Source organism: Chitinimonas prasina (genome assembly GCF_030160395.1).
Taxonomy (GTDB): Bacteria; Pseudomonadota; Gammaproteobacteria; order Burkholderiales; family Chitinimonadaceae; genus Chitinimonas; species Chitinimonas prasina.
Genome location: NZ_BSOG01000001.1, coordinates 1,041,548 through 1,059,251, shown reverse-complemented (window position 1 = coordinate 1,059,251; position 17,704 = coordinate 1,041,548). Strand labels below are relative to the sequence as shown.

Annotated in this window: 14 protein-coding genes; 6 read left to right on the top strand and 8 right to left on the bottom strand. The window is 65.9% G+C overall.

Annotated features, from left to right (window positions below; translation table 11 throughout):
* Positions 1 to 15: 15 nt before the first annotated feature.
* Genes QQK16_RS04955 through fepD form a run of 3 tightly spaced genes read right to left on the bottom strand, consistent with a single transcriptional unit; the run spans position 16 to position 2,947 of the window.
* A complete protein-coding gene (locus QQK16_RS04955; protein WP_284195316.1) occupies positions 16 to 879 on the bottom strand; it encodes an ABC transporter ATP-binding protein in 864 nt (287 codons plus the stop codon).
* Positions 876 to 1,922 carry an iron-enterobactin ABC transporter permease gene (gene fepG / locus QQK16_RS04950; protein ID WP_284195315.1) on the bottom strand — a complete coding sequence of 349 codons (1,047 nt, stop codon included), beginning with the start codon at positions 1,920 to 1,922 and terminating at the stop codon, positions 876 to 878. Before fepG ends, QQK16_RS04955 begins: the two co-directional genes overlap by 4 nt.
* Positions 1,919 to 2,947 (bottom strand): Fe(3+)-siderophore ABC transporter permease, encoded by a 1,029-nt coding sequence (fepD, locus tag QQK16_RS04945; protein ID WP_284195314.1) that lies wholly within the window; start codon positions 2,945 to 2,947, stop codon positions 1,919 to 1,921. The genes fepG and fepD overlap by 4 nt, the downstream gene beginning before the upstream one ends.
* 116 nt (positions 2,948 to 3,063) lie before the next feature.
* Here fepD and entS point away from each other — a divergent pair, with 116 nt between their 5' ends.
* A complete protein-coding gene (gene entS / locus QQK16_RS04940; protein WP_284195313.1) occupies positions 3,064 to 4,335 on the top strand; it encodes an enterobactin transporter EntS in 1,272 nt (423 codons plus the stop codon).
* 180 nt (positions 4,336 to 4,515) lie between these two features.
* On the opposite strand, the gene fepB is transcribed toward entS, so the two are convergent.
* Entirely contained in the window at positions 4,516 to 5,604 is a 1,089-nt protein-coding gene (gene fepB, locus QQK16_RS04935) for a Fe2+-enterobactin ABC transporter substrate-binding protein (protein ID WP_284195312.1), read from the bottom strand.
* 244 nt (positions 5,605 to 5,848) lie between these two features.
* On the opposite strand from fepB, the gene QQK16_RS04930 reads away from it, so the two are divergent.
* Genes QQK16_RS04930 through QQK16_RS04920 form a run of 3 tightly spaced genes read left to right on the top strand, consistent with a single transcriptional unit; the run spans position 5,849 to position 10,869 of the window.
* Positions 5,849 to 7,015, top strand: coding sequence for an efflux RND transporter periplasmic adaptor subunit (locus tag QQK16_RS04930; RefSeq protein ID WP_284195311.1), 1,167 nt, complete (start codon positions 5,849 to 5,851; stop codon positions 7,013 to 7,015).
* A gap of 3 nt (positions 7,016 to 7,018) precedes the next feature.
* Positions 7,019 to 10,159, top strand: coding sequence for an efflux RND transporter permease subunit (locus QQK16_RS04925; RefSeq protein ID WP_284195310.1), 3,141 nt, complete (start codon positions 7,019 to 7,021; stop codon positions 10,157 to 10,159).
* A gap of 14 nt (positions 10,160 to 10,173) precedes the next feature.
* Positions 10,174 to 10,869 (top strand): 4'-phosphopantetheinyl transferase family protein, encoded by a 696-nt coding sequence (locus tag QQK16_RS04920; protein ID WP_284195309.1) that lies wholly within the window; start codon positions 10,174 to 10,176, stop codon positions 10,867 to 10,869.
* Between the two features lie 68 nt (positions 10,870 to 10,937).
* On the opposite strand, the gene QQK16_RS04915 is transcribed toward QQK16_RS04920, so the two are convergent.
* From QQK16_RS04915 to QQK16_RS04900, 4 genes are all read right to left on the bottom strand, one after another.
* On the bottom strand, positions 10,938 to 11,708 hold the full coding sequence (locus tag QQK16_RS04915) for a 2,3-dihydro-2,3-dihydroxybenzoate dehydrogenase (protein ID WP_284195308.1): 771 nt from the start codon (positions 11,706 to 11,708) through the stop codon (positions 10,938 to 10,940).
* 2 nt (positions 11,709 to 11,710) lie between these two features.
* Positions 11,711 to 12,580 carry an isochorismatase family protein gene (locus tag QQK16_RS04910; RefSeq protein ID WP_284195307.1) on the bottom strand — a complete coding sequence of 290 codons (870 nt, stop codon included), beginning with the start codon at positions 12,578 to 12,580 and terminating at the stop codon, positions 11,711 to 11,713.
* Between the two features lie 99 nt (positions 12,581 to 12,679).
* On the bottom strand, positions 12,680 to 14,299 hold the full coding sequence (locus QQK16_RS04905; RefSeq protein ID WP_284195306.1) for a (2,3-dihydroxybenzoyl)adenylate synthase: 1,620 nt from the start codon (positions 14,297 to 14,299) through the stop codon (positions 12,680 to 12,682).
* Complete coding sequence (locus QQK16_RS04900; RefSeq protein WP_284195305.1) at positions 14,296 to 15,498, bottom strand: isochorismate synthase; 1,203 nt, start codon at positions 15,496 to 15,498, stop codon at positions 14,296 to 14,298. The genes QQK16_RS04905 and QQK16_RS04900 overlap by 4 nt, the downstream gene beginning before the upstream one ends.
* Before the next feature lie 419 nt (positions 15,499 to 15,917).
* On the opposite strand from QQK16_RS04900, the gene QQK16_RS04895 reads away from it, so the two are divergent.
* Together QQK16_RS04895 and QQK16_RS04890 are read left to right on the top strand one after the other, a co-directional pair.
* Entirely contained in the window at positions 15,918 to 16,964 is a 1,047-nt protein-coding gene (locus QQK16_RS04895; RefSeq protein WP_284195304.1) for a 3-deoxy-7-phosphoheptulonate synthase, read from the top strand.
* Between the two features lie 323 nt (positions 16,965 to 17,287).
* The gene (locus QQK16_RS04890; RefSeq protein ID WP_284195303.1) at positions 17,288 to 17,686 is read left to right on the top strand and encodes a DUF6713 family protein; all 399 of its coding nucleotides are present in this window, start codon (positions 17,288 to 17,290) and stop codon (positions 17,684 to 17,686) included.
* Positions 17,687 to 17,704 lie beyond the last annotated feature (18 nt).

The window sequence follows — 17,704 nt, the reverse complement described above, 5'->3', positions numbered from 1 at the left end:
TTGGAAGCAGTGGCGCTAGGCCATATGCACCTTGCCCCTCGGAATCACCATGGGGGTGTGGCTAACGGGGTCGGCCATCACCAGGCAGGGCAGGCCAAAGACCTGTTGCACCATGTCGGCCGTCACCACCTTGCCCGGCGCGCCCTCGGCCACGATGCGGCCCTCGCGCATAGCGATCAGGTGGGTGGCGTAGCGGCAGGCATGGTTCAGGTCGTGCAGCACGGCGATCAGGGTGCGGCCGTTGTGGCGGTTGAGATGGCGGAACAGTTCCAGCAGCTCGATCTGATGGGCGATGTCCAGATAGGTGGTGGGTTCGTCCAAGAGCAGCAGGGGTGTCTCCTGCGCCAGGGCCATGGCGACCCAGACGCGCTGGCGCTGGCCGCCCGATAGCTCATCCACGGCGCGGCCGGCCAGGTCGGCCACACCGGTGGCCTGCATGGCGGTCTGTACCGCGATCTCGTCCTGCGGGCTCCATTGCCGCAGCAGGCTTTGGTGGGGGTAGCGGCCGCGCGATACCAGGTCGAGCACGCTGATGCCGTCGGGCGCCGTGGCGCTCTGCGGCAGCAGGCCCAGCTGCTGGGCCACGGTGCGCGCCGGATAGTCGCGTATCTGCTTGCCGTCCAGATAGACCTGGCCGGCCTGTGGCGTGATCAGGCGGCACAGGCTGCGCAGCAGGGTGGATTTGCCGCAGCCGTTGGGGCCGACGATGACGGTGAAGGAGCCGTCGGGGATGCGTACATCCAGTTGCGGGCAGATCACCCGGTCGCCATAGCCCAGCCGCAGGTGCTGGCCCCGCAGCCGGACCGTAGCGGGCTCGGTATGGTACGGGGTGGCCTCGTCAGGGACAGGTTGGGCGAGGGATAGGCGGGCAGGGGTCATGATGAGGCCAGGCGGGATTGACGGAACAGCAGCCATACCAGGTAGAGGCCGCCGATACTGACGGTAACGATGCCGACCGGTAACTGGCGTGGGGCGAACAGGTGCTGGGCGCAATAGTCAGCCAGCAACAGCAGCAGCGCACCGACCCAGAAGGCGCAGAGCAGTGCCGTGCCATGGCTGCGGCTGAGCCGCTGCGCGATCTGCGGTGCGGCCAGGGCGATGAAGGAGATGGGGCCGGCAGCGGCGGTGGCGGCGGCCGTGAGCACCACGCCCAGGCTCATCAGCTGCAGGCGCGTGCGCTCGGCCGGCACGCCTAGCGCGCTGGCGCTGTCATCGCCCATTTCCAGCAGCGCCATGCGCCGACCGAGCAGCAGCGTCAGCACCATGGCGACCAGGCTGAACAGCGCGGAAGGCAGGGCCTTGTCCCAGGTGATGCCGTTGAGCGAGCCGGCGCCCCAGAGTGCAGCCGTCATGGCCGATTCCAGGCTGGCGCTGATCATCAGCCAGGTATTGAAAGCCGCCAGCATGGCACTGATGGCGATGCCCACGATGATCAGGCGAAAGCCCTGGATGCCGCGGCGATAGGCCAGCAGATAGACCAGCAGGGCGGCAGCCAGGCCACCCACCAGAGCGCCTGTGGCGATTTCGAAGTAGGAGCCTTGCAGCAGGATGATGGTGACCAGGGCACCGGTATAGGCACCGGTGTTGAAGCCGATGACATCCGGGCTGCCCAGCGGGTTGCGTATCAGCGACTGGAAGATGGCGCCGCTCATGCCCAGCGCGCCACCGACCACCAGTGCCATTACCACACGCGGCAGCCGCCATTCACGCACCACGGCGCCCAGCCGTGCAGGGCCCTCACCCAGCAGCGCCTGCCAGACCTGGGCATGGCTCAGTTCCAGCGCACCGGCACCGAGGGCAAGCCCGGCCAGCATCAGGGCTGCCAGAGCCAGCAGCATGCCCACCCAAAGGCCCTTGGCCCGCACGCGCAGGTAGATAGGGCCTGTGGGCCGGCCCAGGTAGAGGTAATCGGATGGGCTCATGTGCGGCTCCCGCTGAGCTGCGCCCGGCGCGCCAGCCAGATCAGCACCGGGGCGCCGACGAAGGCCGTCACGATGGACACACGCAGTTCGCCCGGCACCAGCAGCCGACCGATGATGTCGGAGGCCAGCAACAGTACCGGTGCCAGCAGCAGCGTGCAGGCCATGATCCAGCGCTGGTCGGTGCCTACCATCCAGCGGGCAATGTGCGGAATCATCAAGCCGACAAAGCCTATGGGGCCGGCGATGGCGGTACTGGCGCCGCACAGCAGGGTGATGGCCAGTACCGCCGTCGCATGGATCAGCCTAGGCCGGCTGCCCAGCGAGACGGCCAGGTCCTCGCCCATGCCCAGCACATTGAGCGGGCGTGCCAGCAGCAGGGCGATGACGATGCCCAGCAGCAGGGCAGGCGCCACCTGCAGCACCAGGTCCAGATCGCGTACATCGAGCGAGCCGGCGCTCCAGAAGCGCACGCGGTCGAAGGCCCAGGGATTGAGCAAGGTGATGCTGGAGGCAAAGCCCATCATCACCGCGCTGATGGCCACACCGGCCAGTACGAAGCGCATGGGCTCCAGCCTGGCTGTGCCATAGGCGCCGACCAGATAGACCAGCAAGGTGGTGGCCAGCGCGCCGACAAAGGCAAAAGCCAGGTAGCCCGCGGCCGAAGTAATGCCGAAGACGCCCGCGCCCAACACCACGGCAAAGCTGGCGCCAGCGTTGACGCCCAATATGCCGGGATCGGCCAGCGGATTGCGGGTGAGCGCCTGGATGATGGCGCCGGAGAGGCCCAGCGCGGCGCCGGCCAGCAGGCCCAGCAGGGTACGCGGCAGGCGGCCTTCGGTGATGATGATGGCGTCGGGGTGCTGGCCCGGCCCGAACAGGCTGTCGGCCACTATCGCCAGGGAGATGGACTTGGCGCCCAGGGTCAGGCTGAGCAAGGTCAGCACCGACAGCAGGCCTAGGCAAAGCACCAGCCAGGCCAGCCGGTTGGCGGCAGGTAAGGCGGTGGGCAGGGGAGTTTTACGCATTAACAAATGCAAATCATTCGTATTTAGATTTGACCATGTTAACATGCCGGACCGGCAAAAGCCCGGCAAGCGCCTCGCCTTGCCGCCATTCTCTCAGTCCATCGGATCACCCGCTCATGAGTCGACCCAGCATTTTCCTGGATTTCAGCCTGCTCAAGCAGAACGCCCATTTCCGGGCCGTGTTCGTGGCCCGCATGATGTCAGTGCTGGCCCTTGGCATCCTGATGGTGGCCGTGCCGGTGCAGATCCATCAGCTGACCGGCTCTACGCTGCAGGTTGGCCTCGCCATGGCGCTTGATGGTATCGGTATGTTCGTGGGCCTGATGTGCGGCGGCGTGCTGGCAGACCGGTATGACCGGCGCAGCTTGATACTGCTGGCGCGGGGGCTGTGCGGCATTGGCTTCCTGGCCTTGGCTGCCAACAGCTTTGTCGCCGCGCCGTCGCTGACGGCGCTCTATCTGGTATCGCTATGGGATGGCTTCTTCGGGGCCATGGGCATTACGGCGCTGATGGCGGCCACACCTACGCTGGTGGGGCGCGAGAACCTGCCTGCCGCCGGCGCCTTGAGTATGCTTATCGTGCGCTTTGGCGCCGTGTTGGCCCCAGCCATCGGCGGGGTGCTGATCGTGAGCGCAGGTGTCAGCTGGAACTACCTGCTGGCCGGCGTGGGTACCCTGTGTACGCTGCTGCCGCTGACTCGTCTGCCTGCTCTGCTGCCGCAGGGGGGCGAGCCGGAGCACCCGCTGCAGGCGCTGCGCGAGGGCGTGCAGTTCCTTTGGCAGAACAAGGTGGTGGGGGCCGTGGTGGCAGTGGGCACCCTGCAGGCCTTGCTGAGCGCAGTGCGTGTGCTGTTTCCTGCCTTGGCAGAAGACGGCTACGGCGGCGGGGCATTCGAAGTGGGCCTGATGTACGGCGCCGTGCCGCTCGGCGCCATGCTGGGCGCCTTCACCAGTGGCTGGGTGGGCGGCCTTCGCCGGCCAGGCAGGGTGATGCTGGGCGCCGTGCTGGGCTCCTCCCTGGCCGTGTCTGTGCTGGGCCTGGTGGGCCACATCCTACCGGCGCTGATGGCGCTGGCCATCATCGGCTACCTGGGCTCCATTGCCTCGCTGCTGCAGTTCACCCTGGTGCAAAGCCATACGCCCGATCACCTGCTGGGCCGTATCAACAGCCTGTGGAATGCGCAGGACGTGGTAGGCGATGCGGCTGGGGCGGTGGGTGTGGGCGCGCTGGCACGCGTAGTGGCACCCCTGGGTGCTGCCGCCACGCTGGGCGGCATCGCTGCCGGCCTGATGGTGCTGATGGGCCTGGGCTTTGGCACCCTGCGCCGGCTGGGCGGCCAGGCGTCGACCGCGCCTGCGCCGCAGCCTGCTGCTGCCGCTGCGGAGTAGGGGCACTTGGCGGTAGGCGGGCGTGCCGCCACCCTCAGCCGGTGCCCGCTTGCAAGCGCTTTGCGACCTTGTTTATCAAACTGGGCCTCGACGCCAGACGAGGCCCGGGTTTGTCGGGTATCGAGTGCAGCGCATGAGCCTGACCATGGCGCAAGCCATCTTCAGGCGCGTCGTTTCCGCCTATCCCCGGCTGGCGGGCTTGGTTGCCGCTTTACCCTGCTCGCTCGCGGCCGCCTGGCTGCCGTGGAACAGCGTCTGCATATGCCGCAGCAGCTGGGTGGCGCTGTAATAGTCTAGGCGGAAGGTGTCTAGCCCCATGGGGTAGACATGACCGGCCTTGATGGCCGGGCTGCCCGCCAGGAAGCGGTTGCGCTTCACCTGTGCGGCGGTCTGCGGATTGCCCGAGAACAGCAGCAGGGTCTGGCCCTGCAGGCCGTCGGCGAATTTCTCACCCGACAGCTGGATGATGTCCTTGCGTATGCCCATGCTCTTGTCGCCCTTGACCGAGTCGGGCACGGCGGCGAGCTGGAAGCCCAGATCCGTCAGCAGCTTTCCCTGGGCTGATGCGCCGGTCCAGACGTTGGCGCCGGAATCGTCCTCGTAGTAGACCAGGGCCGTGGTGGGTTGCGGCGGCAGCACCAGGCTGGCGCGGGTGGCGGCCGCCAGGCTGTCGAAGCGCTGGATGGCAGCGGCGGCATCGGCCTCGTGGCCGGTGGCGCGACCGAACAGCGTGGCCAGTTCCTGCCAGCTCTTGTCGTCGTAGTTGACCACCAGGGTCGGTGCCACCAGGTTCAGCTGCTCATACAGCTTGAGCGCCGAATCGCCACCGGTACCGGCCACGATGATGAGGTCGGGATTGGCCGCGATGATGGCTTCGGCGTTCGGCTCGCCGCGATAGAGCGGCTGCAGCTTGCGGGCCTTGGCAACGTCTGACCATTGGGTGAAGAATCCCTGGTCGTCGGTGATGGCAGTACCGCCCTGGGTGGCACCGCTGGCCACGATGGGCGCGTTGATGGTGAGCAGGGTGCCGGTCAGTGTGACGCTGGTGGAGACGATGCGCTGCGGCGGGCGGTCAATGACGACTTCACCCTTGGCGGTCATGATGCTGCGCGGCCAGCCGCTGGCCTGGGCAGGGCTGGTTTTGGCGGCGGTGGTTGCCTCGGCCTGCTTGCCACAGCCGCCAAGCAGGGCGAGCAGCAGGCAGGTGGCCAGCCAGGCCGTGGTGGAGGCAGAAGCTGCTTCTCGCTTGAATAGGCAGGGGATACGCATGTTTTCCAGGGTCTTGGGGGGAAGGGGGCCTGCGGCAGCGATTGACAGGTGCGGCCTGCATGCGCAATTCTATTACGAATGATAAGTATTATCATTAAATTCCTGGCAATGAGGCTTACTGCTGCGTGCAGGGCCAGGGTAGATGCCCTGCCGGTTTTTCTAGGTTAATTCCCCACTGTGAACAAGGAGTCGCCTGCCCACGGCAGCCAGCGCAAGCGCGGCTGCTGACGGGAGGCTATCGACCATGCTAAAGAAAAGTCTTGCCCTGTTGCTGCCGCTTGGCCTGCTGGGCTGTAGCAAGGCCCCCGCAGGCGACCCAGCGGCCGAAGGCCCGCCCACCATGGCACCCAAGGTCGGCGTCCTGACCCTGGCGGCGCAGGATGCACCGGTGCTGACCGAGTTGGCGGGGCGCACGGCGGCGTATCGTGTGTCAGAAGTCCGGCCGCAGGTGTCGGGCATCGTTCAGCGCAGGCTGTTCGAGGAGGGGGCCCTAGTCCGCGCCGGCCAGGTGCTGTACCAGATCGACTCGGGCAGCTACCAGGCGGCGCACGACCAGGCACAGGCCAATCTGGCCGATGCCGAGGCCAACCTGGCCAGCCTGCAAGCCAAGGTGCGTCGCTATGACGAGCTGAGCAAGCTCAATTTCGTCAGCCCCCAGGCGCTGGACGACATGAAGTCGGCCTACCAGCAGGGCGCTGCGGCGGCGGCGGCGCGCCGTGCCAGCACCAAGGCCACCCAGGTGGAGCTGGACCGGACCCGGATTACTGCACCGATCAGCGGCCGCATAGGCCGCTCCGAGGTGACCGAGGGCGCGCTGGTCTCTGCTGGGCAAGGTGGGGCGATGGCGACCATACAGCAGCTTGATCCCATCTATGTCGATATCGTCCAGTCCAGCCAGGCGCTGCTCAGTCTCAAGCGCACCTTTCCGCAGGGCGGGCTGCGCACCGCGGGTGCCAAGGTCACGCTGCGGCTGGAAGATGGCCAACGCTACCAGCACGCGGGTGTGCTGAAGTTCGCCGAGGTGGGGGTGGACCCGGCAACCGGTGCGGTGACGCTGCGGGCAGAATTCCCCAACCCTGAGGGCCTGCTGCTGCCTGGCATGTATGTGCGGGCAGAAGTCGAACAGGCGGTACAACGGCGGGTTTTCCTGGTGCCGCAGCAAGGCGTGGCCTACAGCGCCAGGGGCGAGCCCACGGCGCTGGTGGTCAATGCCCGTAGCCAGGCCGAAGCGCGGCAACTGGCCGTGCAGGGCAGCCTGGGCAACTACTGGGTGGTCACCGCCGGCTTGCGCAGCGGCGATCGGCTGATCGTCGACGGTTTGCAGCGGGTGCGGCCGGGGCAGCCGGTCGAGGCGGTGCAGGCCGTGGCAGGTGCCGACGCACCCGCGCCCGGACGCGGAAAGGGGGGCTGATCCATGCTGGCACGCTTCTTCATCGAGCGCCCGGTGTTTGCCTGGGTGCTGGCGATCATGACCATGCTGGCCGGCGCCGTGGCGGTCAGCCGTCTGTCCGTCTCGCAGTACCCCGACATTGCCCCGCCGTCGGTGATGATCAGTGCCAGCTATCCCGGCGCCTCGGCCCAGGTAGTGGAAAACAGCGTCACCCAGGTACTGGAGCAGGAGCTGAAGGGCCTCGACAACCTGATGTACTTCAGCTCGAACAGCAGCGGCGCCGGGCGTGCCGAAATCATGCTGACGTTCAAGCAGGGCACCGATCCTGACGTCGCCCAGGTACAGGTGCAGAACAAGGCCAGCCAGGTGGCCAGCCGGCTGCCAGGACCGGTACAGCAGAACGGACTGACCATCACCAAGCTGCAGAGCGGTTTCCTGATGATTGCGGCGTTCTACGACACCACGCGCCAGCGCAGCGATACCGATATCTCGGACTGGCTGGCCAGCACGCTGCAAGACCCGCTGAGCCGGGTGGAAGGGGTGGGCCGGGTGCAGAATTTCGGCGCGCCCTATGCCATGCGTATCTGGCTGGACCCGCACAAGCTGCGCAGCCATGGCCTGATGCCCCTGGATGTGACTGACGCCATCGCCAAGCAGAATACCGAAGTCTCGGTGGGCGAGATGGGTGCGCGGCCCTCGGCCGATACCCAGCAGCTCAACGCAACAGTGACGGCGCTGTCGCGGCTAAAGACGCCCGAGCAGTTCCGTCACATCGTCATCAAGACCAGCCCCTATGGTGCGGTGGTGCGGCTGGGTGATGTTGCCCGGGTTGAGTTGGGCAGTGAGGACTATGGCAGCACCTCGCGGTTGAATGGCTACCCGGCCTCCGGGCTGGCCTTCATGCTGGCACCGGACGCCAATGCCCTGGTCACCGCCCAGGCAATCAAGGACAAGGTCGCCGAACTGCGCAAGGCGTTTCCGCCGGGCATGGAAGTGTCCTTCCCCGAAGATACCTCGCGCTTCGTCAAGCTCTCCATCCTGGAAGTCTGCAAGACGTTGCTGGAGGCCGTGGTGCTGGTCGTGCTGGTGATGTATCTCTTCCTGCAGAACTGGCGTGCCACGCTGATTCCCGCCATCACCGTGCCCATCGTGCTGCTGGGGACCTTTGGCGTGCTGGCCGTGGCGGGGTACGCCATCAACACCCTGACCCTGTTCGCCATGGTGCTGGCCATCGGCCTGCTGGTGGACGATGCCATCGTGGTGGTCGAGAACGTCGAGCGCATCATGTTGGAGCGTGGCCTTGACGCGCGGGCGGCCACCCTGGCTTCCATGCGTGAGATCACAGGCGCCCTGGTCGGCATCGCCATGGTGCTGGGGGCGGTTTTTCTGCCCATGGCCTTCTTCGGCGGATCGGTCGGTGTGATCTACCGCCAGTTCTCGATCACCATCGTGGCGGCCATGGCACTGTCGGTGCTGGTGGCGGTCTGCATTACGCCAGCGCTGTGCGCCACCTTCCTCAAGCCTGGCCACACCGTGCGGCAGGGCGGCTTGCTGGGGCGCTTCAACCGTGGTTTCGATGCTGCACAACGGCGCTATGGCGGCTGGCTGGCGGGCCTACTGGCGCGGCCGGTGCGCTACGGCCTGGTCTACCTGGCCATAGTGGGGCTGATGGGGGTCTTGCATTACCGCCTGCCCACGGCCTTCATACCTGACGATGACCAGGGCACGGTCATGGTGCAGTTCACCCTGCCCGGCGGCGCCACCTATCCCCGCACGGCCAATGTGGTAGAGGCGGTGGAGCGGCATTTCCTGGAGGCGGAAAATGCCAATATCGAGGCCATCTACACCCTGGCTGGCTTCAGTTTCGGTGGCCCTGGGCAGAATGCCGGCATGGCCTTTATCTCGCTCAAGGACTGGTCACAGCGCAAGGGCGAGGAGAACAGCGCGCTGGCCATTGCCGAGCGCGCCAACCAGGCCTTGAGCCAGCTACGCGATGCCGAGGTCTTCAGCATGGTGCTGCCCCCCATCGAAGGCCTGGGCCAGACCAATGGCTTTGATTTCTGGTTGCAGGACATCAGCGGCCAGGGGCAGTCCAGCCTGGCACTGGCCAGGGAGCAACTGGTTGCCGAAGCCCAGCGCGACCCGCGCCTGATGGCGGTGCGGGCCAACGGCAACGACAGCATGCCGCAACTGCGGGTGGAGGTGGATCAGGTCAAGGCCGCCGTGTTGGGCCTGGACCTTGCGGATGTGAACAGCACCCTGGGCACGGCCTGGGGAGGTAGCTACGTCAATGACTTTATCCACCAGGGGCGGGTGAAGAAGGTCATGGTGCAGGCGGATGCACCGTACCGCTCGCGCCCCGAGGATATCGGGCTGTGGGCGGTACGCGGTGGCAGCGGCCAGATGACGCCATTCAGCGCCTTCGCCCAGACCCGCTGGGAGGAAGGCCCGGCACAGCTGCGCCGTTACAACGGCATGATGGCGACCCAGGTATTTGGCTCCGCCGCGCCCGGCGTCAGTTCAGGCGATGCCATGGCGGCCATAGAGCAACTGGCGGCACGCCTGCCCGGCACCAGCTATGAGTGGAGCGGCCTCTCCTACCAGGACAAGCTGTCCAGCGGCCAGGCCCCCATGCTGTATGCCGCCTCCATCCTGTTCGTCTTCCTGTGCCTTGCGGCGTTGTATGAGAGCTGGTCGGTACCCGTGGCGGTACTGATGGTGATACCGCTGGGGGTGGTCGGGGCCATGCTCGCTGTCAGCATCCGAGGCCTGCCCAGCGACATCTATTTCCAGGTGGGGCTGTTGACCACGGTAGGCCTGTCCGCCAAGAATGCCATCCTGATCATCGAGTTCGCTGAGGCTGCCGTACGCAATGGTGCTAGCGCGCTGGATGGTGTGCTGCAGGGTGCCAGCCTGCGCCTGCGGCCTATCCTGATGACCTCGCTGGCCTTTGGCGCGGGTGTCGTGCCCTTGGTGCTGGCCACAGGGCCGGGCTCGGCCAGCCAGCATGCGGTCGGCACCGGCGTGCTGGGTGGGGTGGTGACGGCGACCTTGCTGGCGATATTCTTTGTGCCGCTGGCCTATCTGCTGACGCATGGCTTGGTCGCACGATTACGGTGCTGGCGCCAGCCTGTGGCTAAGGCAGTGGTGGCCGGATCAGCCTGAACAGGAGGGTGTGAGTGAGTTTGGATGGCGCGAGGGTACGGTGTCGGCAACTGGATATCCGTCCGCTGTATATCAGTGGGGTGGCGGTCTGGCACCTGCTGCTGGATCTGACCGCCCCGCTCCCGTCCGCCGTATGGGCCGAACTGAGCGAGGCCGAGCAGGCGGCCTGCCTGCGCTATCGGCAGCCTGCTGATCGCCTACGCTATGCCAGCACCCGCGCGACCCTGCGGCAGTTACTGGGCGCGCACCTGGGTCAATCCGCCGGCGCATTGCAGATACAGCCCGGCGCGCACGGCAAGCCGGTGTTGCAGGCTGCGGGCCCACAGTTCAACGTCAGCCACGCGGGGCAACATGCCCTGATCGCGATTTCAGAGACTCACCCGGTAGGCGTGGACGTGGAAGTGCACGACACCCGGCACCCGCTGACCTTGCTGGCAGAGGCCTATACCCCGATGGAACAGGCCCACTGCCAAGGGGGAGAGGAGGTGGCGGCATTCTTCGATGTCTGGAGCGGCAAGGAGGCTCTGCTCAAGGCCTGGGGGGTAGGCGTGGCCGACCACCTGGCCAGCGTCACGGTGCTGCCGCAAGCTACACTGGACTACCTGCTGCACTGGCATATCCAGCCCGCCCGCACCATGCAGCTTAAGCGCCTCGACCTGGGCATGGCAGGCGTCAGCGCCGCCCTGGCACTGGATCTGAGCCCGCCATGAGGGCTAGCCCTTAGGTCTAGCTCCCGGAGACCGTTAATTTCTCCGCCTGCAATTCCAATATCAGGTCCTCAAGCATCCAGCGTCGCGCCGCCATCTACCCGCAGGTCATGCAGCGTGATGTGGCGGGCACGGTCCGATGCCAGATAGCAGACCGCTTCGGCAATATCCTCGGGCTGGGCGATGCGCCCCAGGGGTATGCCCAGCCTGTAGCCTTCGGCCGAGCCGGCGATGATGGATTGCACGCTGTCAGGGCGGCTCCACAGCTGGCGCTGCATATCGGTCTCGGTGGAGCCGGGCGACACGATGTTGCAGCGTATGCCGTGTGGCGCCAGCTCCAGCGCCAGGCAGCGCAGCAGTTGTGCAGTGGCGGCCTTGGAGGCGGCATAGGCGGCCATGTTCAAGCGCGGTGTGCTGGCCGCATTGGAGCCGACCACCACGATGGCACCACGGCGGCGCGCCTGCATACGCCCCGCCACCGCCCGGCAGAGCTGGAACACCGCGGTGGTGTTGACGCTGAAGGTCTGCTGCCATTGCGCGTCGGTGGTGGCCTGGGTGCTGGCCAAATGCAGCACACCGGCCACGCTGGCGAGCAGATCGATCTCGCCCAGCTCGCGCTCGGTTTGTGCCACCGCGGCATCGATGGCGGCGGCATCGGTCAGATCCACCGCCAGGGCCAGATGGCCCTGGCCGGGCAGGGTGGCCGCCACGGTGGCGATGCGATCGGCCTGTCTATCCAGCACAGCCACGCGTGCGCCGCGGCTTGCCAGCATGGTTGCTACCGCCAGCCCTATGCCCTGCGCCGCGCCCGTCACCAAGGCAATCCTGCCCGCGAACTCCATGGCTAGTTGCCCTGCCGGCTGAGCAAGGCCCACCACTGCGCGATGGTGGGTTGCTCGGCCATTTCGGCAAAGCCGACCTGGGCCCCCGCTGCCCGCCAGCCTTCCACCAGGCTCATCAGGCGGATGGAGTCGAGTCCGGCGTGGATCAGGTTGTCGTCCGCATACAAATCCGACGGCTGCATCTGCAGCATCCTGGCCACCTCGGCCAGCAGCGCTGCCTGGTCGGCCGGCAGCTTGCCCTGGGGGCGGAGCGCCGCCAGCACGTCCTGGGTGCTGCGTACGGCACCACAGCGCCGCGAGACATAGGCCAGCGCACCGGCATGCTCCTCGGCCGAGAAATCGGCAACCGCATCGCCCACATAGATGGGGCGGATGTCCCGCATAAAGGCATCCGCCGCCGTCACCTGGCAGCCGATATGGGCGTAGATGCCGCAGATGATCAGCTGGTCGCGGCCCTGGGCGCGCATGCGCTGTTCGAGATCGCTGCGGGCAAAGGCGCTGTAGCGCCACTTGGTCAGCACCACATCCTGCTCGCGCGGTGCCAGGGCAGCCACCACAGGCGCAAGTTGCGGCTGCGCGGTAATGCCCGGCCCCCACCACTCGGTCAGCAGGCCCCGCTCCTCTGGTGATTGCTCACCCGGTTGGGCCGTGTACACCACCGGTATGCCCACTGCGTCGCAGGCCTGGCGCAGTGCCTGGATATGGGCGATCAGCGAGGGGATGGGCGCTGCCGTGTGGTCGTAGAAATCGAGAAAATACTGCTGCATGTCGTGGATCAGCAGCACGGCACGGTTGGGCTCCGGCAGCCAGTCCACCCGGTTTTCGGGCAGGGTGGTGGGCATGGGATAGGTGGCGATGCGGGGTATGGTCATATCGTGTAAGCCAGGCGATCGAAATGGAAAAGAGGAGCAGGTGCCTGCCCGCTGCCCGGGTTTACCCTGGGCATTGCGGTATGCGGTACAGGCTGTGGCTCAGTCGGTGGCCGCGATCAGCTCGGCAATCCGCTCACGCAGCGCCCGCTTGTTGACCTTGCCCACACCGGTCTTGGGAAACTCGGTCACGAATTCGATGCGGTCAGGTATCTTGTACTGGGCAACACCGCGCTCGCGCAGAAAGCGCATCAGTTCGACAGGGCGCAAGGGATCGCCGCGCGTGACGATAAAGGCGCAGCTGCGCTCACCCAGGTAGGCGTCCGGCATGGCGACCAGGGCGGCATCGTGCACGGCTGGGTGGGCCAGCAAATGGTTCTCCACCTCTTCTGCCGCGACCTTGTCGCCGCCACGGTTGATCTGATCCTTGGCGCGGCCCTCTACCGTCAGGTGGCCGCTGGGTAGCCGGCGCACCAGATCGCCGGTGCGGTAGTAGCCGTCGGTGGTGAAGGCGCGTGCGTTGTGTTCATCGGCAAGGTAATAGCCGCGTATGGTGTAGGGGCCACGGGTCAGCAGATGGCCCAGTTCACCATCGGGCAAGTCGCGATCCTCGTCGTCCACCACGCGAACTTCATCGTGCGGCGAGATGGCGCGACCCTGGGTATGGTGCAGCAGTTCGTCGCTGTCCTCAGGACGGGTGTAGTTGACCAGCCCCTCGGCCATGCCAAAGACCTGCTGCAGGCGGCAGCCCAGTTCCGGCAGCACACGGCATGCCACCTCGGCGCCAAACTTGGCGCCACCCACCTGCAGCAGCTTCAGTGTCTTCAGTTCCGGCCGGCGCTGCCGGGCCGAATCCAGCCATACCATGGCCAGCGGCGGCACCAGCGCGGTGATCGTAACGCCTTCCGTCCCGATCAAGGGGAACACCTCGTCAGGGCTGGGACGGCGCGCCAGCACGATGCGCCCGCCGGCATGCAGCACGCCCAGGGTGCCCGGTGAGCTGAGCGGGAAATTGTGGGCCACCGGCAAGGCGCACAGATAGACGGCATCCTGGTCCAGCCCGCAGATCTCGGCGCTGGCGCGTACGCTGTAGAGGTAGTCGTCATGGGTGCGCGGGATCAGCTTGGGCAGGCCCGTGCTGCCGCCAGACAGCTGCAGGAAGGCCACCCCGCCGGCCGATGGGCCGGCTAACTCGATGGGTGTGTCGTGCAGGTCGGCCAGCGCAGTGAACTCGGCGGCCTCGCCTGCCACCACCACATGGCGCAGGGTCGGGACTTCAGCCTGTACTTCCCGCGCCAGCGTCCGGTAGTCAAAGCCACCGTCCAGGTCGGCGATGACATAGGCCTTGGCATCGGCAAAGCGGCAGAAGTGGCTGATCTCTGCCCGGCGGTGCGCCGGCAGGGCAAAGACGGGCAGGGCGCCCAGGCGGAACAGGCCGAAGCAGACCGAGAAGAACTCGGCCACATTGGGTAGTTGCACCACGACGCGATCCTGCGCGCCTATGCCCAGGCGGGCGAAGCCTGCGGCCAATTGGTCTGCTTTCGCATCGAGTTCGGCATAGGACCATCGCCGTTTGCCGCAGACGATGGCGATACGGTCGGGGTGTTCGCCGGCCTTGCGCTGCAGCATGGCGCCCAGTGTTTCACCGGTCCAGTAGCCAAGCTCGCGGTAGCGCTGCGCGTCCTGCTCGGGCCAGGGGGTAAAACCGGTCAGCTGGCTCATGCCGCTCCCTCCAGCACGCTCTCCAAGGCCATGGCGCTGAGCATGGTACGCAGCTTGGCGCTGGTTTCCGCCAGCTCCAGATGGGGCTCTGAGCCGGCCACGATGCCGGCCCCGGCATAGAGCGTTGCAGTGTGTTCGCCCACTTCGGCGCAACGTATGGTGACGGCCCATTCGCCATCGCCGCTGGCATCGCACCAGCCGACCAGGCCGGTGAAGAAACCACGGTCGAAGCCTTCCACCGTCTCGATAAAGGAGCGCGCTGCCGCCGTGGGGTGGCCGCAGACTGCGGGGGTCGGGTGCAGGGCCAGCGCCAGTTCCAGCGCGCTGCATTCCCCATCTGCCAGGTCGCCGCGTATCTCGGTGGCCAGGTGCCACATGCTGGGGGTGGAGACCAGCGACGGGCCGCTGGGCACGTGTACCGCATTGCAATAGGGGCCCAGCGCGGCCACCACGGCATCGACCACCAGCTGGTGCTCGTGCCTGTCCTTGGCCGAGCCGAACAATTGTTCGGCTCGCCGCGCGTCTTCTAGCGGGTCGCTGCTGCGGGGGATGGAGCCTGCCAGCGGATGCGAAACCACCTGCCGGCCACGGCGCGACAGCAGCAGCTCGGGGCTGGCGCCGACCAGCGTACGGCGCTCGCCGTCGGCATCTGGTAGGTCGATGGCGAAGGTATAGCCGCTGGGATTACGGTTGGCCAGGCGCTGCAGCAGCGTAGGCACGGCAATGTTGGCATCGACCTTGATCGAGCGCGACAACACCACCTTGTCCAGCCCGCCCTCGCCGATCTGGCTCAGTGCCTGCGCCACATTGTCGCGGTAGCGGTCGGGGTGGGGCAGCGCCTCGCTGCTGATGTCCCGCAGGGATTTTGACTCTGCCTGGGTAGGTAGCGCGGTTTCACCGGCACCCCGCCCTTGCACCGTGCTTTCCGGTATGAACAGATGGGCCGGTGCCTGGGCATTGAAGGGAACCGCGCCCAGCAGGATGGGCTGCACCAGGCCTTCTGCCTGTGCCTGCCGCAGCAACTGGGCCGCACGTTGTGCCAGGGTGTCGGCCGGCCCGTGAGCGAGCGTGGCATGGCGGCCCAGCGTCAGTACCGTGCGGCGTGGTGAGGTAAACAGCGAGCCACCGTTGGGGTAGAGGCGGAGCAGGTCGTTGGCTTTAGGGGTAGTCAAGCCGGAATCGTGCTGGGATGGTTGCATAGTGGCTCCTCATGAAAGACCAATACCGCTGCCGCTGCTGGATATCAGCCGTGGCAGGCGTGTGTTGCGCCGGGCGGTGTGGCTATTCTTGTGAGTGCCCGGTAGCGGAGCGATGGCGTCGCGGTGGGATGGTTTGCAGCTGTCGTACGCGAGCCAGGCGCCGGATTGGCGAAGCATCGTAACGGTAAAAAAATCTAAATGCAAATGAGATTGACTCTCATTATTTATGGTTGCATGATGTTTGCCAGAAACCCAGTGGGTCACGGGCGGGGCGTATGCAAGTGTGGGCCTAGCGGCTTGTGCAAGGGCAGACAGGCAAGCCCCAGGCTCACGACCACGCGAATACCGGAGGAAGCATGACGATAGCCTTTACAGCAACGGGCCGGACGGGAGCGGTGTATCCGAGAGGGCCGGGGGGCATGCCCGACGCCATTTTCGAGCAGGTGCCCGCGCCGGCGGAGATGTATCGGCGGATGCCAGCGTCAGAGCGGATTGCCGCAACCGTACAGGCGGGGCGGCAGACGATCCGCGACATCCTGGATCGCAAGGACGACAGGTTGCTGGTGGTGGTCGGGCCATGCTCCATCCACGATACCGAAGCAGGCCTGGACTATGCGCAGCGGCTGGCTGCCTTGGCCGACGAGCTGTCCGATACCCTGTATGTGGTGATGCGGGCGTACTTCGAGAAGCCGCGTACCACAGTGGGCTGGAAGGGCCTGGTCAACGACCCGCATATGGACGATTCCTGCCGGATAGGCGAGGGCATGGCGCGCGCCCGGCAGTTCCTGCTGGCGGTCAATGCGCTGGGCCTGCCGGTCGCGACCGAGGCGCTGGACCCACTATCGCCCCATTATTTTGGCGACCTGATCAGCTGGACGGCGATTGGTGCGCGCACCACCGAATCGCAGGTGCACCGCGAACTGTCATCGGGCCTGGCCACGCCCGTGGGGTTCAAGAACGGTACCGACGGCAGCGTCGAGACCGCCGTCAATGCCATCCTGTCGGCAGCCTGCCCTCATGCCTTCATGGGGATGGATCAGGATGGCAGGCCGGCCATCGTCCGCACCCAGGGCAACCGCTACTGTCACTTGGTCATGCGTGGCGGCGGCGGACGGCCCAACTACGATACGGTCAGCATCCACCTCGCCGAAAAAGCGCTGGAAAAGCACCATATCCCCGCCAACATCATTGTCGATTGTGCCCATGCCAACTCCTGGAAACAGCATGCCCTGCAGCCTGTCGTGCTGGCCGATGTGGTGAACCAGATACGCGAAGGCAACCGCGCCATCCGCGGCGTGATGATAGAGAGCTTCATCGAGGCGGGTAATCAGCCTATCCCGGCAGACTTGGGCGACCTGCGCTATGGCTGCTCGGTGACGGATGCCTGCGTGAGCTGGCCGACCACCGAGAAGATACTACGCCAAGCCGGCCAGCGGCTGGCCGGGCGGCGAGGCTGGCAGGCCTGATGCCACGCTAACGCCGGGCAAGCCAGCGGCACTGGCGGCGGCCACCCTCCATAAGGGTGAGCCAGCATGGCTGTGCCCGGCGTATCTGCATGGGTAGGTCGCCCAAGAGCAGCTGGTGATTCTGGAATAAAGTCTGGGATACTCCGCCACGTGTTTTCTATGGGCTTGGCGATGCCCCGACACAGGGCAAAACCGGTAGCCGCAGCGCCTTTATCCCCAACAGCCGACGGTGCCTGGCGCAAAGCAAGCCGTGTCGTCACAGCGTCTTGAACCCTTCAATGGGTTCTTCTGCTATTGAACCAAGGCAACCGAAAGGTTTACCCATGTCTCCGCAATCGCACCTTCGCTGGCTTTTCCTGGCAAATGCCACGGTTCTGGTCACGCATCAAATCGACGCAGCCTATTGGCGCGAATGGGAGTTGTTCAACATTCCTGGTGGCAATCAGGTCAACCTGCTGCTGAACATTCCCATCATTGCGCTGGTTCTGTATGCACACAGCCGGGTGGTCGCCAACCTCCGCACTGGCTTGAACTATTACAAGCTGCTGGCTGTGCTGGGCTTCCTCACTGTCGGCATCCATGCGTTTTTCTTTACCCTGGGCCGCGAGGCGTTCATGCAGCCTATGTCGGTTGCGCTTCTGCTCGCCACGCTGGTGCTCTCGGTGTGGCAGTTGGTTGCCTTGCGCAGGTTTAAAGAATCAACCTCCGTGGCGGCACCGTGACACTTTGCAGGCTTTGCC

Bases quoted from the DNA above. Each gene is read 5' to 3' on its own strand.
- QQK16_RS04955 (WP_284195316.1), bottom strand. From the start codon at position 879: ATGACCCCTGCCCGCCTATCCCTCGCCCAACCTGTCCCTGACGAGGCC.
- fepG (WP_284195315.1), bottom strand. From the start codon at position 1,922: ATGAGCCCATCCGATTACCTCTACCTGGGCCGGCCCACAGGCCCTATC.
- fepD (WP_284195314.1), bottom strand. From the start codon at position 2,947: ATGCGTAAAACTCCCCTGCCCACCGCCTTACCTGCCGCCAACCGGCTG.
- entS (WP_284195313.1), top strand. From the start codon at position 3,064: ATGAGTCGACCCAGCATTTTCCTGGATTTCAGCCTGCTCAAGCAGAAC.
- fepB (WP_284195312.1), bottom strand. From the start codon at position 5,604: ATGCGTATCCCCTGCCTATTCAAGCGAGAAGCAGCTTCTGCCTCCACC.
- QQK16_RS04930 (WP_284195311.1), top strand. From the start codon at position 5,849: ATGCTAAAGAAAAGTCTTGCCCTGTTGCTGCCGCTTGGCCTGCTGGGC.
- QQK16_RS04925 (WP_284195310.1), top strand. From the start codon at position 7,019: ATGCTGGCACGCTTCTTCATCGAGCGCCCGGTGTTTGCCTGGGTGCTG.
- QQK16_RS04915 (WP_284195308.1), bottom strand. From the start codon at position 11,708: ATGGAGTTCGCGGGCAGGATTGCCTTGGTGACGGGCGCGGCGCAGGGC.
- QQK16_RS04910 (WP_284195307.1), bottom strand. From the start codon at position 12,580: ATGACCATACCCCGCATCGCCACCTATCCCATGCCCACCACCCTGCCC.
- QQK16_RS04905 (WP_284195306.1), bottom strand. From the start codon at position 14,299: ATGAGCCAGCTGACCGGTTTTACCCCCTGGCCCGAGCAGGACGCGCAG.
- QQK16_RS04900 (WP_284195305.1), bottom strand. From the start codon at position 15,498: ATGCAACCATCCCAGCACGATTCCGGCTTGACTACCCCTAAAGCCAAC.
- QQK16_RS04895 (WP_284195304.1), top strand. From the start codon at position 15,918: ATGCCCGACGCCATTTTCGAGCAGGTGCCCGCGCCGGCGGAGATGTAT.
- QQK16_RS04890 (WP_284195303.1), top strand. From the start codon at position 17,288: ATGTCTCCGCAATCGCACCTTCGCTGGCTTTTCCTGGCAAATGCCACG.